A 14,867-nucleotide genomic window follows, 5' to 3' on the forward strand; every position below is an offset into this window, starting at 1 on the left:
CGGAAGCCCTTGCTGGAAACAGCCAAGGGCTTCTTCGTTTTAGCTACTTCCGTAATTCCATGTACAAGCTATTGCCTATCCTCCGCCTATTGGTTATCACAGCACAGGGGCATCGGTGAGCCCCATTAATCGGCAGCTGTTTCACAACTGTCACTGTCCCGCAGTGGTAATGGTACATTTCCATAGCAGGCGGTCATGCAGCCATCACTGTGTTCTAGCGGTATGGCGTTTCCTCTCTTCGAGAATTCCAGTATCTAGGTTTTGTATCTTGCTAGAAGTATTATTGCTCACTTTTGGTATAGAGCATCGCCTGTTCCAAAACTTTCGTATCTGAGGTTTTTGTATATTGCTAGGAGCATTATTGGTCACATTTGGCATGCTGTAGTGCCATAGTCACGGGGCATTGTAAACCAAGTGACCGCCATTATTGTTATTATGGATAATGATAGTTAGCATGCAAAGTGGTACAAGGCGGTTGAAAAAGATGAAATTGGCATTTGGAACCATGTTTTACGTGGGGCAAAATTCGATGGGACAAATTTTGATCGTAGCAAAGATGTAACGCAGGGGTATGGCGTCAGTTCGTTACCGACAAAAGTGTTAATAGATCCACAAGGCGTTATTATCGGACGTTATGGTGGCGGCAATGGCGAGTCAGACGAGCAATTGGATGCTAAGCTTGCTGATTTATTACGCTGCTTATTTTACGAAATTCTTGCTATAAGCTGAGCACTTTGTGGATGGTAAGAATTTTCTGGAGATTGATGCTGTACAATTACTGCAGGACGGGCGTGTCATCGCAGAAGATGGACATCACGCACTTGCGGATAAATTTAGAGGAACCAACAAGGTCAAACCTTTTTATTACAATTTTACAGTAACAAATTATAACCCGCAATCGAAGTATGAGATCAAAGCCCGTGTCAAAGGTGCTGGTGGTGTGGATTCAAAAGGGAACTTTACATTTAATTTGTCCCCTAATACAGCGTTTGATAAGATAGAAAGGAAATAAGAGAAGAGCTAGGGCTATCCTACCGTTGGATAACCCTAGCTCTTTATAAGGTATAGAAGCTTTATTTATTTGAGCTCAATCATCTTTTGATTAGCAGGCTCTTCCTTTACTTCTTGAAGGATTGCAATTTCAATAGGTGCAATCAGGCTAAGAATAATCAGTGCAATGAAAGCTACAGGGAAAATAATTCCGATGATTACAGCCAATAACAAGGAGATATTTAAGTATTCTTGTCCATTCTTGGATGAAACTTTTAAACGTGAGCTTTTGAAGGAATCAAAAAGATCTTGAAAAGCTTTAGTAATTGTTTTACTGTTGATGCTGAATGTTGTTTTAGTTGCCATGATGTTTATTTTTAATGTTTTTATTTCTTATTTGATGACTCAAAGATAGGGCGGAAATAAGAGGGATACGATGCCCATTAGGCCAGTCTCGAGACAATCTCGGTAAACGACCAGCTTTTATCGGTTAATACTTTTCTGAAATTAAGGAGAGTGATATGATTATCACTATAACTGACAGTAGATATATCCTTAAACAAAATACAGGGGTAGCCAAAAAGCTACCCCCGTTTTTTGTCTCTTATTTTGCTAATGTGATTATAAACCTACATGCTCTGTTTTCGATTTTGTTGGTCCAGATGGTCCTTGCTTAAATGTGGGGGCATAGTTCCATTCAATTGTGTCGGTTAATACCTTACCGTCTTTTTGGATTACTTTTGCTTCAACAGTATTCTTCCCCCGTTTTAGCTTCACGTTTTCGAAGATGTAATGTACATTGGTCTGGCCAATTTTGGCCCCTTTGATCGTTTGTCCATTGATGTTCAATGTTGGCTCTCCTCTGTTCGAATAAACGGTGATAGGGGTGATTTCATTACCCCTGTTGATCATACGTCGCTGCGTGATATATAACACCGGTTCTTTGCTCCAGTTGGCTTTATACCAATAAAAACCATCTTTCTTCAATTTACGGTCAAAGGCAATCAGACCTTTATAATTTCTGGGATTGACATTAAGACCGGTAATTGGTATTGCGAAATCAAAGATGTTCCATACATAGGAACCTAAGAAAATCGGATTTTTAGCGATTACCCCCCAGTGGATCTCATGAAATTTTGTGGCATACTCTTCGGGGAAGAACGAAGGAAATACACAGATTATACCATTAAGAAAAGCCCATATAAAAAAGATATTGTCAAACAGGTTGTAGACGCTTACACAGCCGAAGGTATAGATGTATTTTTGTATTTTTCGATCTTGGAATGGAATAATTCAAACTATATGGGAAAGGCGCCCTCTACACCGGAAGAAAAGGCAAAATTCAACAAGTTTTTAGAGTATACCCGTAATCAATTATTGGAGCTTCTTCAAAATTACCCTCAGATAAAAGGTTTTTGGTTTGATGGTACCTGGGATCAGTCCTGGATTCAGTCCTATGACTTTACCTATAAACTGGAAAAGGAACTCCGCGAGAAGCATCCGGGGTTAATCATCGGTAGCCGTTTTCGAAACGATGAATTTGGAAAACGACATTTCGATTCGAATGGCGATATGCTGGGGGATTATGAGCAAGGATGGGAACGCAAAATGCCGAAAGAATTTGAATGGTTGGAAGGACGTGATTGGGATTGCGTCATGACGATACCTCCCAATGGTTGGGGCTACATGAAAGATTGGTCGGGTATTTATACAAAGACATCCGACGATTTGATCGATATGTTGATGAACTGTGTATCAATGAACGGTAATTTCGTATTGAATTTTGGTCCGGACGGAAATGGTCGGATGCATTCGGGAGAGGATAAACTGGCGAAAGAGATCGGTGACTGGATCAAAGTTAATGGTGAAGCTGTTTATGGGGTTAGGCATGCGGGGCTTGCGCCATCTAAATTGGGTTATTTTACAAAAAAAGAGGACAATCTCTATCTTACGGTCTTTAATCGACCCGTCAACAATATTGTCCGTATTGCTGTACCGAAGAATTCAGCAACGGTTCCGTTAACGGCAGCATTACTTCAAAATGGTCAAACCTTGGTTTTAAAGCAAGCTGAAATCGGCATAGACCTGGATAAGAATATGTACTATGATATTGTACTTCCAGACGCATTTGTTGCCAATAAGGCTTTTGTTATAAAAATGAAGCTTGGTCATCCAAAAGGACAGCGTGAGCAACTAATGGATGCAAAAATGTAGGCTCAGGACATTATAGGAAATTTCCCTGATTTCATCGGATCGCCAATAGCAATGGTACCGAATCAACGACATTAGGATGGATCTAATAAAAACGGCACTTAAATCGCTATCGGTTAAAGTGCCGTTTTTCTGTTATATCAGTGTTGTTGCTGTAATATTGAGGAGCTCGCTTGGGGTATGGATAATGTATTTTGCCCCGTGTTGTCTCAATTCGTCTTCATCGCGAAAGCCCCAGGTAACACCGATTGCTGTTACCCCGGCATTATTGGCCGTATCCATATCGACCGATGAATCACCGACATACAGGCAATTTTGTTTGTTGACACCTAATGTCTCGAGGCTATCTAGGACGATTGCGGGATCGGGTTTGGCTGGATGACCAGCGCGATGGCCGAGGACAAGGTCAAATGGAATATCGGGGAAGTATTGTTGCATCAGTGGGATGACTGCCTCGTGGTATTTATTGGACGCCACGGAGATGAGGTAACCTAAAGACTTCAATTCTTGAAGCAGCGATACAATTCCCGGGTAAGGCCGTGTATGCGATACAGGTTTTTGTTCATAATAGCTTTTAAAAGCTCCAAGTAAGACTGTAATCGTCTCTGCCGTTCGTGCTTCTTCGGGCAATGCCCTTTCGATGAGTTTCTGTACGCCATTGCCTACAAATTTCTTATAAGCAACGAGTGGATGCGTTGGATATCCATGCTGTTCAAGAATAGCATTGCAGCTGTCCCCCAGGTCTTGTAATGTATCTAGCAGTGTTCCGTCCAGATCAAATATGATAAGTTTCATTTGATAAATCTAGTAAAAATTGCGGTTGAACCATGGTAGAATAGTGAGATTAAATGGAGTTTAATTATTTCCAAATGGAGGTATTTATATTTCCTTTCTGTGTATCATTTAGATCGGGGAAAAAAGTGAATCCAGTTATTTTTTCCAGTTCGCTTACGGTTAACCTATAATTTTCGAACGTGCTTCCTGAAGGTGGAATGACATTGTCAATCTTATAACCAATGGTATAATATTCGTTTCCTTTTTTCATTGCCAAGGCTTTGAAATAGTATTTTGGTTTGGCAATATCTTTTCCATCGTTGTCCTGCGCAAAATCGAGGCTGTTTTCAGTGCTGGTCTTAGGTATTGCGCCAGTTACGACATACATCGTGTCACACTGTGCAGTCCAGGTTCTCACTTTCGTTTCGAGGTTTGCCCAAATACCTTGGTTAAGTCGTGAAACCTGTGCTGTCATGTTGGTAAAATAAAATGTTGTTTTATTTTGAGCAATATTGAGATTTCTGTCTGCACTTGGCAATTGGTGCCCTCTGTCGTACCCTGTTGGCTGAAATCCCTTAAATAGATTGGGTTGAAATGCTGTTGATACGGCAGGATCGTAACCCCAGGCATCCGTACGGTTGCCTGACCCTAGCATACTGTTGTATAAGGGGTATGCAACCCAATATGCCATTTTTAGCTTTTTGTCATATAGCATCGCATAATTTCTGCTGTCGCTTGCGTCGGGCATAAAATGTTGTATAAATACCTCATCACTGCTGAGATTGCTCATTTTGGGTATTTCCAGATAAGCTTGTGATTCACCAATCCCGCCACTTAGTTTTCCATTGTCAATGTTGATATCAAAGCTATATTGGCTTCCGGCTGGTAGATTTTTTAAATCCCGATTTTGGGGTATTGCCCAGGTATAGGTATCGCCATTAGTGGCAATAAACTTAATGGCCTTTCCTGTGATATCTTCGCCAGGAAGTAGCATAAATTCTATACGGGCGGTTTTATTGGTATTTAGTGATACCTTTTTTTGCACATCCTTTTTTTCGGTTGAATTAACAGTCAATTTTCCTGTTGTCAAATCGAATCCTCCTTGGATGCTTATAGCTGGCATTTTTACGATGATCTGATTGGCTTCCAATGCGGCTGTATTGGTTATGGATAGCTTAATGTTGACTTTGCTCAGTTGTCGTACAAAAATAAGTGGTACTGTATTGTTGTTTTTACCGATGTTTTTGGCATTGTTTGCATACATCAGGTCTAAGGCTGCCGGGTTGGACTGGTCACTTATATTGATGGGATATTGAAAGTCTGCCAGTGATTTGTAAGGATAATAGGCGATAAAGTCCACGTTTTCATTCGGTAGGAAAACCGGGCTGTTACTTTGAAAAACCGAACCGTTAAAAGTGAAGGGGTAATTTTTGACCTGGTCGATAAGCGAAATTGCTGCCAAAGGTTGGTCGGCTTTGTACATATATACACCGATTTGGTCATTTTTATTCCAGGAAATCTCTGTCGTTTGTGTGTTGATTTGACCAAGAATAGTAGGGGTAAATTGCACCGCCGCTCGGTCAATTCTAGTTTCCGTTTTCTGACAGGAGTTAAAAGTAAGCAATGCAATTATAATGTAGGCTATCCGGAATATATTTTGATCCGGTATCGCTTTGGTCGTGTTCGTCATATGAATAGCTAGTGTATATTGATAAAGTGATGGCAAAAATAGTTAAGTTCACTAGAAGTTACAGCGATCTTTTTAGTAATCCCGGTTATAAGGTTTGTATTGGATTGATCTTTAGATAGATATTTTAGGCACTATTTCGGTTTTATAGTATCTCACTTGTAGTATATTTAAAGATCTCAAACAGTTGTTAAGACAATAATATAGGTAATTGATAAAATATTTAACAGTATGTGTTCCATACTGGTTTAAAAATCATTTGTTTTAGGTTGCTGTTGTGCTATTATGTGTAGTACTAGGGTAACGCTTTTAATTCCTTTTGGAAAAAATTAATACGAAGGTGTTGATTTTCTTCATTTTTCCCTGAAATCAGGTAGTAAAATATATTCTCGTTTCTAATAAATTTGTCAATAGGAAAAAAATAGCACAATGTTTGCTGTTCATGTCAAAACATATATTGATTTGACAAATTATTAATCGTTACGAGGTTGTAATGGAAGAAGTATTTAAAGTAAAAGGAAAATTGAATAGATTTTATGTGATTATCTGTGCTGTTGTCATGGTATTGACGGCATCGAGCTGCTTTGATTTTGTTGAGCAGATCGACTTAAAATCAGACGGTTCCGGACATATTGCCGCCACATTAAATTTGAGTAAAAGTAAAACCAAGGTGTCTTCTTTAATGAAAATGAAAAGTATTAAAGGCATCCGTATACCTTCTCAAGCGGACATGGAGAAAGAGATTCGATCTGCTGTTCAATTACTAAAACAAACTAAAGGAATTTCTAATGTACAGTACAGCACAGATTTTACCAATTATATCGTTAATATCTCCTGTGATTTCAGCCAGATAGAATCCTTGAACGCCTTTTCGGATATATTGGCAAATCGGTTTAAAACGAAGATATCGAATTCAAACCGCTATTATTATAACGCACAAAGCCATGTATTTGAACGCAAATTTGTGACTTCTGCTGACTGGAAAGCAAAATTTAATCAACTGGGAAACGATAATACAACTCAGTTTGCGGACGCATTCTATACGCAGATTGTACGTTTTGAAAAACCGGTTGTATCTCAGGCAAACAGTCTTGCAAAGGTTGCCGGGAATAAGAAAGGGGTCTTGCTAAAACTACCATTTATGGATTTGGTCTATGGTAAATCGAGCTTGGCAAATAAAATCACATTAACAAAATAACCTATAACATTGGTGAAACCGGGACTTCATTTAGTTGCTGAAAGCGTTTCTATAGAGTAGGTTCGGTGTAGCTGAAAAATTATTATACGATGAAATCAAAATTTATACTGCTAGGATTAGCCTGTTTGTCTTTTGGGACAACTGTAAAGGCGCAGGACTTGATCAAACAAATCCCCGAGGATGCAGAAATGATTGCAGCTTTCCATATGAAAGACATTGTGCAGAAAGCAAATGCAAATAAACTGAACGAGTTACTCCAGAAGACTGGTTTTTTTGAGAAATCGGGAATTTCAGCGAACAATGATATTAAAAATTTGGGGGTAGACCTATCCCAGACAGCCTATTTTTATACCAGGAAAACCGATAGTATCAGTTTTACGGAATTTATATTTTCCTTGAATAACAAGGGGCAATTTGAGAAACTGCTTCATGAGGCGGGTGAACCCAAGGCATTTGCAAATGGCTATACGAGCATAGGCCTCAAGGCGGGGAGTATGTTGGTATACAACGATCGGATCGCTCGATTTGTTTCGGCAACGACAAATACCACCTTTTTGGACAATGATTCAATTGCTAGTCGTTATGGAATCAAAAAGGTAGACTACGTCGCGCGTCCAGCTGATGACGAAGATGCTTGGGCAGATACGACTGTATCGGCAATGGACTCTGCTGCCGTAGTCTGGGATGCAGATGAAAGATTGGCGCCACCGGTTGCTATAGCTGCGGAACCTGATACGATAGTAGGTGCTACAGAAGTACTGCCACCTGTTGTTGATATTGCTGCGGCTGCGGCTGCAGCGGTTGACGCGGCAGAAATGCATGATCCAAGTTACTACGATTCGCTTTATACGGCCTATGAAGATCAAAATCGGAAAAACGATTCGATTCGTAACGGCTTACGTGATAAATGGTTATTGAACGAGGTTACCCGTTTGGTTTCAGGGAGTCATAAGTCTTTGTCAATTGCAGATCAGGAGAAGGTTTTAAAGAATCTCGGGCTCATTCGATTATATGTTCCTCGTGTAGAGGATCTGTACCGTGGTCTTATGCCTTACACCACCTCTCTTCCTTATTATTATATGGGAATCAAACTGGATAAGTTCAAAACGGGTTATCAAGACGGGGTATTGGATTTAGTGCAAGAGGGCAATGTGCTGAAATTAAAGGGATCTGTAGGTTTAGATAAGGACCTTGCTGAGATGACCAAAAGAATGTATGCGCGAAAGCCTAATTCGAAGTTCAGTAAATATTTAACGGATAAAACACTAGGGTTTTTTAATGTGAATATTAATTCGGAGGCTTATCTGAGAGAGATGCCTGCCTATATGGCAAAATATTATAGCGGTCTATTGGGACCTCAACAGGACGTTGTGGAATGGGGATTGATGGCTCTCGAAATAGCGCTAGATGAAAAGGCCATTGCCGAGGTGATGCCAGGAGACCACTTGGTCGTCGTAAATGGTCTTCGGAAGTTCAAAAAAGATTATATCGATTACACCTATGACGATGATTATAATGCAACCGAAGTGAAAAAGACGAAGGAAGAAACACTTCCGGTGTTTATTTGGATGTTCACATCAAAAGATCAACGATTGATAAAAAAAGGCTTAGAAATGGCAGTTTCAAAGCAAGTTGGACAGGTTCATGATGGTATTTATGCGTTTTCAAAACAGAAAGCCAAAGATTTTCCAATGTATGTTCTTTTGAAAGAAGATCTGGTCATGGTCAGTAATGATTCCTTGTCATTAAATGATATCCGTCAGAATAAGATGAATGCTCCCGTAAATAAAGATTTTGCAAAACTAATGAAGCAAAATAAGATGTCTGCAGCCATTGATCTGCAAAAGCTACCGGCTATGTTAAAGGAAATGGGCGTAACACCGGGAAGACAATGGGAAGCAACGGTGGCGCAGCTCAATCAATATGGTAGTACTGCAGTTACTTCCAAGGGTGTAGTAGGCAACCGTGCTGAGGTTGAAATGTCGACACGACTGCCGCAGACGAGCGACGGTGCGATCAGCTACATACTGGATCAAATTATGGCGGAATTAAATAAAAAGTAACTAAAGAGGATTCAAAGACAATTTTGTTGCACTATTGTTTTGGTTTCTTTTGTAATATTATGGTTATATTTTTATAATGTTAAAATAATATTAAGGTCGTTTAACTTGTTTATGGTACTTTTGACATTTAATTCACTGCATAAATAGACAAATTAAACGATTTATACATCACAATATGGGGATATTTTCAAAACTGTTTGGAAACAAAACTCAGGATTCAAAAGTAAAGGTTGTCGGTAAACTGGCTTTCTTGGAAGTGGATATGCATAACCATATCCTTCCTGGAATTGATGATGGGAGTCAATCTATCGAACAATCATTGACATTGTTGAAAGGACTTGGACGAATGGGCTTCGAGAAATTTATCTGTACACCGCATATTATGGATGGCGTGCATCCAAATTCGATTCGTACGATTGAAGCTGCTAAGGACAAGCTATTAACTGGTCTAAAAGGTCTTCCAAATATACCCGAAGTTCATGCCGCTGCCGAGCATATGATTGATGACGGTATTGTGAATCTCATCGGATCAAATGAACTCTGTGTTATGCCCGGTGGTTATGTGCTTATTGAGATGTCCTATTTACAAGAATCCAAAGCGCTATTTCAAACGATATTGGATATTCAAAATCTTGGTTATCAGCCTGTCTTGGCACATCCGGAACGATATAACTATTATCATTATAACTTTAACATGTATAAACAGATCAAAGATGCCGGTTGTATGTTACAGCTGAACTTGTTATCGATCAGTCGGTATTATGGTGTTGAGGTAAAGTCTGCAGCTTTGACAATGATTAAGTCTGGGATGTATGATTTTGTAGGAACAGACGTGCACCACGAGCGGCATTTAGCAGAGCTAGAGGATGTGGTGGCTAAATATCCTGTGCGTGATTTACTCAAAACATGCACTATATTGAATCCGACATTGCAGGATCATTTGGGAAATAATAAGAATGTGATTGCTACAGGCTAGCATCAAAATATATTAATTAGAGAAAGAGATACCCTTTGAGGTATCTCTTTTTTTTGTGACAATTTTTATTCTTGTAGCAGATACCGCCTGCTTTTAGTCCAGTCAGTCTCCTTTACAGTAAGGACATATCTAAAATTGTACAAGAGATTTAGGTGTTCTTGGCTGTTTGTGGTTGCTATAACTCATGTAGATTATTTTCGTCCGCGTTTGTGTTTTGCCCGTATGGATATTTCGAAAATTTGGCTACTTTTGGTTTTAGCATTTTTCATATGAGAGGAAACAGAATTTTTATTCAAGACTGGATAGCACACCATACTTATCAAAAAACAAACGACATAGATAGTTATTACTTACGCGTTGCAAATGAAATCAATGATAGTTTATCGACACTATGGTTTGAGGAGCAAGAGACAAATGATCTCATCCATACCGATGCTTTAAAGACATTGAGTATCTATCTAACGTGTTACTTAGAAGACGTTATTGCGAAAACAGGCATTTTTGCTGCTTTTAGAACGATCCATACAGAACTATACAATCAACTTTTACCTTTTCATATGGATAATGACCTAACGGATTATTATGCTGAGGATATTAATAGTGAAGATATTGCTGTATTGACCTGGTTGTTTTTCAGTGAACGCAACCCACATTTATTTATTGATCCCCGTGGTCGTTTGATCCAATTGGTTACAGATTTGGCCTATTCGATCTTGGAAGAGCATTATGAAGTTGCTCCTGAAAATGAAAAGTTAAAGCTGGAATATGTTTTGGATGAAGGTGCAGACTATTTCGAGGTCCGAAATTTTATTGAGAAACTTGTCGCAACAAATTACCTAACAGCAGGTGAATATAATACCAATCTCAATCATCTGATGCAAGTTGCGGAAATTGGACGGTATCAGCATGATCAGAATCAGCTACAGCAGATGATCTATCGTGTTCGAGACAACCATTTCAATAATTACCGACTGCATTTGTTTGCATTGAAGTCATCTGAATTTGTTGCTGAGGTGGTTGGAAAAGAACATCCGCTTTACAGTATTGTCAAAACCTTAGGCAATCGCATCAATAGCTTTTTTGAATATGTCAAAGTGGACGAGCGTTATGTGCATGTAAAACATATCGGTACAAAAACTGCATTTAAAATCTTCAAGGACTCTATACAGCAATTTGTTGAACCAACAGAAACGCTATCTTTCTATATGGAAATTGTGCCATGGAAAGATGCATGGAACTTATCTGGAATTATGACTGTTGTCAACGCCGAGGAGATAAATTTTGATTTACCAGAGCAGTATGAGATGACTTATCGCATTGAAGCGATGAATGGTAAGGATAAGAGTTTGAAGAAAAACGAGAAGCAGCTGAAAGATATGGGCAAATTATTCCAATCGGAACATAAGGCAGCTGTTGCATTTATGGAAGGAAAGGAAGTGAAGGAATTTGCAACGGATTTTTTCAAAAAGTATCAGCAAAAATATCCGAGCAAGGAAGAGTCTCCACTTCCCGAGTCAAATTTGGATCTAACGGAAGATGCTAAAGTTACGGTTTTCTTTAATCCGAAGACAGGGCTGGAAGTTTTTGGCGGTATTGAAGAATTCTTCCCCTTGAAGAATAACAGCTTTATGGAGGAAGATAGTCAGGAGGAGGTGCCTTATGCTCGCTATTTCCTGAATCTTTTGGTCGAGGATTTCTTCCCGAGCGAGTTGCCTAAGTATTATGTTAATCTGTTTAAGGCTGAGGTAGACAAACAGTTTTTCTTTCCTGTGAGCGATGAGGTACTTGATTTCTTTCTCCGTTTCTATAAACGAGGAAGCTACTTCTTAGGGCCGTTTCCGTTATTAAAGTAGCAGGTGCTAATCAGTATTTAATAAAATTAAACGAAAAATCCCATTGCCTCTAGGTAATGGGATTTTTTTTGGAAATGTTTTTAAAACCTTCTTTTTGTCGTATATAAGGACAAAGTGTATAAATATGCTTATTTACATTTGAAAGAAGAGCCAGCTGCGGCAGATTTGGTTCAGGAAACTTTCTCTAGAATCTGGAAAAAATGGACAGAATTGGATGGAAGTAAAAATCCGCAATCTTATCTCTATACGATTTGCCCGGAATCTTGTGTTTGATGAACTTCGTAAGCAAAAGGTTCGATTCCAATTTCAAGTTTCAGACATCGATCAGACCAAATTGGTAGACAATTCGAATGAGGAAGTTATTCGGTTTAAAGATTTGGAGCGCGTTTATCGTGAGGCCATTTCAAAACTCCCGAAAGCGCGACTCGAAATTTTTCTTTTGAGTAAGGAAGAGTTTTTGGATAATCAGGAGATTGCAGATAGGCTTGGGATTTCCGTTAATACAGTCCGTGATCAATTGGTTAAAGGCAACAAGTTTGTTCGGCAATATATTATTGATCATTTTGAGATTTCAATAGCCCTATTGATTTTTTTAAATATTTTTTAGAGCCGCATCGTCTTCTGGTCATCGAGGTACGTATATGTATTTAAAGATGGATAGAAATGATGAATTCCAAAATAGCTGCTTTATATAGAAAATTCCTTAAGGGAGAACTTAGTCCCGAGGAAAACGCCATATTTCTTGATTTACTGACTTCTTGTGACAGGGATGAACTTCCAGATGTGGAAGAGGTTGTTGCGCTAGATGATCGTGATTGTGAACTGAACAAAACAACTTCCGAAAATATTTTCTTCACGATTACAGGTACGCCGTTGCATACACGGGCAGTACCTATTTGGAAAAGACGTTGGTCTGTCATTTCCGCCGCTGCCTGTTTACTGTTGATCGGTTTTGCTTTCTTATTTCAATTTAAGTTTGGGGAGCAGCATAAAAACGCAGCCTACGCAACTGTCCATTATTCTAATCCGACAAAATTTGTGAAGAGGCTGGTACTGCCAAATGGTACACATGTTTCTCTGCGGCAGGGAGCACAGATTGAATTGTTGTCAGATTTTGATACAGACAGTTTACGTCGGATCAAACTTTTAGGCGAAGCCTTTTTTGAAGTCGCCAAAAATCCTGAGCAACCTTTTGTGATAGCCAGTTCGGGGGACTTTGATGTTCGTGTGCTGGGGACAGCATTTAATTTAAACTGTTCGAAGGGGAATAGTTGCTTGGTACTAAATCATGGCCGCGTATGTGTATTACGTGGGAAGGAATATTCCATTGTGAAACCTGGGCAGCAAGTTGCCTATGATAAACGACAAAAACAATTTGATGTATCCAAAGCGGATACGACTGATGCATCCAACTGGAAGAGCGATCTTTTGTCATTCAGAGAGGTGCCACTTTCCCAGATTGTGGCTGATCTCAATAATCTTTATCCTGAAAGTCATCTCGAGTTAATTGACTCTTTCCCAACGGAAAGCTATACGGGGTATCTACCTGCTAGTGATCTAGAAAAATCACTTACGATGCTTAATACCGCATTTAATCAAACAATTATCCATAAAAAGTAATTTATGAAAAGAACCAATTACTATTTAAAACTTATGGGAAGTGCTTTGCTCTTTCAGTCGCTCGCACTTCAGACCATGGCCTCACAATTTTCGACCAGTGAAGGAATCGGGAAAATCCTCACACGAATGGAACAAATGTCAAATTTGGCTATGACGCTTCGATATCAAATCAAAAAGTCAATGACTTGGCAGATTTGAATAAATTGAAAAAGGAGCAGATTGTTCAGTTTATCCAGATGATTTCAGATGGAAATCTGGAGGTCAAGAAAGTTGTCACCGATGGTCTGATGTATTTTGCTCGTGCCATGAAGTTTTACGAGGGGACAATGAGTGTTGGAGATATTCCCTATAAAGATGCATTAAAAGGGGAAACGGATAAGGTTTATTTCCCTAAATATGATACTCAAAAAGATGTATTTTTAGGTATTTTGACTGAATTGGAGCTTGCAGATAAACTCTTTTCGGAAGTTGAAAAATTTGATGTTGATCCATTGTTCGCCGGGGATGTTACGAAATGGCGCAAATTGGTAAACAGTTTTGCATTAAATGTTCTTATTCAATTAAGTAAAAAAGAAAGTGATGCCGATCTGAAGATAAAGGATCGTTTTAAATCAATCTTGTCCAGTAAACCGATCTTTGGTAGTAATGCAGATAATTTTCAAGTCGTTCATGAGGACAAAGCCAGCCAAACCTATCCTTTTTATAAGATAAGTAATAGTTTTGTTATTTATCCTATTGTTTCGACAGAGGTTATTGACCGATTGAAACAATATCAAGATAGGCGATTATTCTATTATGCGAATCCTTCCGCTTTGCAAATCACAAACGGAAAACAGCCGAATGATTTCAGTGCGTATGTAGGGACAGATCCTTCGCTTTCCTTTAGTGAAATTGCTAAGTTAAAAAAGAAAAATGATTATTCTAAGTTGAATGACCGATATACCGAACTAGTTAGTGGTGAACCAACACAGCAATACAGTTATGCACATCTGTGTTTTGTGATAGCCGAAGCTGCGGCACGGGGCTGGGTTGCCGAATCGTCCGTTAATTGGTATAAGAAAGGTATCGAAGCCGCAATGAAATTTATAGCGGATAATACGCCGAATACAGCTCAATATACCCATAATATGCCATTGGATGCTAATTACATCAATACAGCGGTAGCAACTTATGGAAATCAATTTCCGGTCGTACTCGAAGGACAACTGGAGGCTATTATGACACAAAAATATTTAGCCAGTTACTTGCAGGGACGTATGACTCCCTATTATGATTACCGAAGAACCGGCTATCCTAAATGGAAGATCAATCCAACATCAAGTTTGAATTCAGTCGCACTGGATAAAATACCGATGCGGTGGCGTTACCCGTCATTAGAATACAATTATAATTCTGCCAATTTGGACGAGGCCATGCAGCGCCAATATAAAGGCAATGATGAGATCAACCAATTGATGTGGCTTTTGAAATAAGCGATTCGAAAAAATAATCCCCG

15 protein-coding genes are annotated in these 14,867 nt (G+C 39.1%); 11 read left to right on the top strand and 4 right to left on the bottom strand.

Features of this window, described 5'->3' with window-relative positions; translation table 11 throughout:
• The first annotated feature begins 736 nt into the window (after nucleotides 1-736).
• Entirely contained in the window at nucleotides 737-1,012 is a 276-nt protein-coding gene (locus B4Z47_RS11030) for a hypothetical protein (protein ID WP_208734116.1), read from the top strand.
• Between the two features lie 65 nt (nucleotides 1,013-1,077).
• Here B4Z47_RS11030 and B4Z47_RS11035 read toward each other — a convergent pair whose 3' ends face one another.
• Both B4Z47_RS11035 and B4Z47_RS11040 read right to left on the bottom strand, forming a co-directional pair.
• A complete protein-coding gene (locus B4Z47_RS11035; protein WP_145327320.1) occupies nucleotides 1,078-1,356 on the bottom strand; it encodes a DUF4342 domain-containing protein in 279 nt (92 codons plus the stop codon).
• A gap of 255 nt (nucleotides 1,357-1,611) precedes the next feature.
• Nucleotides 1,612-1,977, bottom strand: a complete 366-nt coding sequence (locus tag B4Z47_RS11040; RefSeq protein ID WP_145327319.1) for a hypothetical protein — start codon at nucleotides 1,975-1,977, stop codon at nucleotides 1,612-1,614.
• 141 nt (nucleotides 1,978-2,118) lie between these two features.
• On the opposite strand from B4Z47_RS11040, the gene B4Z47_RS11045 reads away from it, so the two are divergent.
• Complete coding sequence (locus B4Z47_RS11045) at nucleotides 2,119-3,204, top strand: alpha-L-fucosidase (RefSeq protein ID WP_286727336.1); 1,086 nt, start codon at nucleotides 2,119-2,121, stop codon at nucleotides 3,202-3,204.
• A gap of 132 nt (nucleotides 3,205-3,336) precedes the next feature.
• Here B4Z47_RS11045 and B4Z47_RS11050 read toward each other — a convergent pair whose 3' ends face one another.
• Both B4Z47_RS11050 and B4Z47_RS11055 read right to left on the bottom strand, forming a co-directional pair.
• Nucleotides 3,337-3,996 carry an HAD family hydrolase gene (locus B4Z47_RS11050; protein WP_286709596.1) on the bottom strand — a complete coding sequence of 220 codons (660 nt, stop codon included), beginning with the start codon at nucleotides 3,994-3,996 and terminating at the stop codon, nucleotides 3,337-3,339.
• A gap of 64 nt (nucleotides 3,997-4,060) precedes the next feature.
• Nucleotides 4,061-5,665 carry a DNA/RNA non-specific endonuclease gene (locus tag B4Z47_RS11055; RefSeq protein WP_286727337.1) on the bottom strand — a complete coding sequence of 535 codons (1,605 nt, stop codon included), beginning with the start codon at nucleotides 5,663-5,665 and terminating at the stop codon, nucleotides 4,061-4,063.
• Nucleotides 5,666-6,155: 490 nt separating this feature from the next.
• Here B4Z47_RS11055 and B4Z47_RS11060 point away from each other — a divergent pair, with 490 nt between their 5' ends.
• From B4Z47_RS11060 to B4Z47_RS11100, 9 genes are all read left to right on the top strand, one after another.
• A complete protein-coding gene (locus tag B4Z47_RS11060; RefSeq protein WP_145327313.1) occupies nucleotides 6,156-6,860 on the top strand; it encodes a hypothetical protein in 705 nt (234 codons plus the stop codon).
• A gap of 89 nt (nucleotides 6,861-6,949) precedes the next feature.
• On the top strand, nucleotides 6,950-8,923 hold the full coding sequence (locus B4Z47_RS11065; protein WP_286727338.1) for a hypothetical protein: 1,974 nt from the start codon (nucleotides 6,950-6,952) through the stop codon (nucleotides 8,921-8,923).
• A 175-nt stretch (nucleotides 8,924-9,098) separates the two neighbouring features.
• Nucleotides 9,099-9,899 (top strand): tyrosine-protein phosphatase, encoded by an 801-nt coding sequence (locus tag B4Z47_RS11070; RefSeq protein WP_286727339.1) that lies wholly within the window; start codon nucleotides 9,099-9,101, stop codon nucleotides 9,897-9,899.
• Nucleotides 9,900-10,168: 269 nt separating this feature from the next.
• Complete coding sequence (locus tag B4Z47_RS11075) at nucleotides 10,169-11,752, top strand: DUF3843 family protein (RefSeq protein ID WP_286727340.1); 1,584 nt, start codon at nucleotides 10,169-10,171, stop codon at nucleotides 11,750-11,752.
• A 114-nt stretch (nucleotides 11,753-11,866) separates the two neighbouring features.
• A complete protein-coding gene (locus tag B4Z47_RS11080) occupies nucleotides 11,867-12,025 on the top strand; it encodes an RNA polymerase sigma factor (protein ID WP_286727341.1) in 159 nt (52 codons plus the stop codon).
• Nucleotides 11,967-12,359 carry a sigma-70 family RNA polymerase sigma factor gene (locus B4Z47_RS11085; RefSeq protein WP_286727342.1) on the top strand — a complete coding sequence of 131 codons (393 nt, stop codon included), beginning with the start codon at nucleotides 11,967-11,969 and terminating at the stop codon, nucleotides 12,357-12,359. The genes B4Z47_RS11080 and B4Z47_RS11085 overlap by 59 nt, the downstream gene beginning before the upstream one ends.
• Before the next feature lie 56 nt (nucleotides 12,360-12,415).
• A complete protein-coding gene (locus B4Z47_RS11090; RefSeq protein ID WP_286727343.1) occupies nucleotides 12,416-13,372 on the top strand; it encodes a FecR family protein in 957 nt (318 codons plus the stop codon).
• A 3-nt stretch (nucleotides 13,373-13,375) separates the two neighbouring features.
• Nucleotides 13,376-13,570, top strand: a complete 195-nt coding sequence (locus tag B4Z47_RS11095) for a hypothetical protein (RefSeq protein ID WP_286727344.1) — start codon at nucleotides 13,376-13,378, stop codon at nucleotides 13,568-13,570.
• Nucleotides 13,558-14,844 carry a SusD/RagB family nutrient-binding outer membrane lipoprotein gene (locus B4Z47_RS11100; RefSeq protein ID WP_286727345.1) on the top strand — a complete coding sequence of 429 codons (1,287 nt, stop codon included), beginning with the start codon at nucleotides 13,558-13,560 and terminating at the stop codon, nucleotides 14,842-14,844. The genes B4Z47_RS11095 and B4Z47_RS11100 overlap by 13 nt, the downstream gene beginning before the upstream one ends.
• Nucleotides 14,845-14,867 lie beyond the last annotated feature (23 nt).

Source organism: Sphingobacterium sp. UBA2610 (genome assembly GCF_002339225.1).
Taxonomy (GTDB): Bacteria; Bacteroidota; Bacteroidia; order Sphingobacteriales; family Sphingobacteriaceae; genus Sphingobacterium; species Sphingobacterium multivorum.

Bases quoted from the DNA above. Each gene is read 5' to 3' on its own strand.
- B4Z47_RS11035 (WP_145327320.1), bottom strand. From the start codon at position 1,356: ATGGCAACTAAAACAACATTCAGCATCAACAGTAAAACAATTACTAAA.
- B4Z47_RS11045 (WP_286727336.1), top strand. From the start codon at position 2,119: ATGAAATTTTGTGGCATACTCTTCGGGGAAGAACGAAGGAAATACACA.
- B4Z47_RS11050 (WP_286709596.1), bottom strand. From the start codon at position 3,996: ATGAAACTTATCATATTTGATCTGGACGGAACACTGCTAGATACATTA.
- B4Z47_RS11055 (WP_286727337.1), bottom strand. From the start codon at position 5,665: ATGACGAACACGACCAAAGCGATACCGGATCAAAATATATTCCGGATA.
- B4Z47_RS11060 (WP_145327313.1), top strand. From the start codon at position 6,156: ATGGAAGAAGTATTTAAAGTAAAAGGAAAATTGAATAGATTTTATGTG.
- B4Z47_RS11065 (WP_286727338.1), top strand. From the start codon at position 6,950: ATGAAATCAAAATTTATACTGCTAGGATTAGCCTGTTTGTCTTTTGGG.
- B4Z47_RS11070 (WP_286727339.1), top strand. From the start codon at position 9,099: ATGGGGATATTTTCAAAACTGTTTGGAAACAAAACTCAGGATTCAAAA.
- B4Z47_RS11075 (WP_286727340.1), top strand. From the start codon at position 10,169: ATGAGAGGAAACAGAATTTTTATTCAAGACTGGATAGCACACCATACT.
- B4Z47_RS11085 (WP_286727342.1), top strand. From the start codon at position 11,967: ATGGAAGTAAAAATCCGCAATCTTATCTCTATACGATTTGCCCGGAAT.
- B4Z47_RS11090 (WP_286727343.1), top strand. From the start codon at position 12,416: ATGATGAATTCCAAAATAGCTGCTTTATATAGAAAATTCCTTAAGGGA.
- B4Z47_RS11095 (WP_286727344.1), top strand. From the start codon at position 13,376: ATGAAAAGAACCAATTACTATTTAAAACTTATGGGAAGTGCTTTGCTC.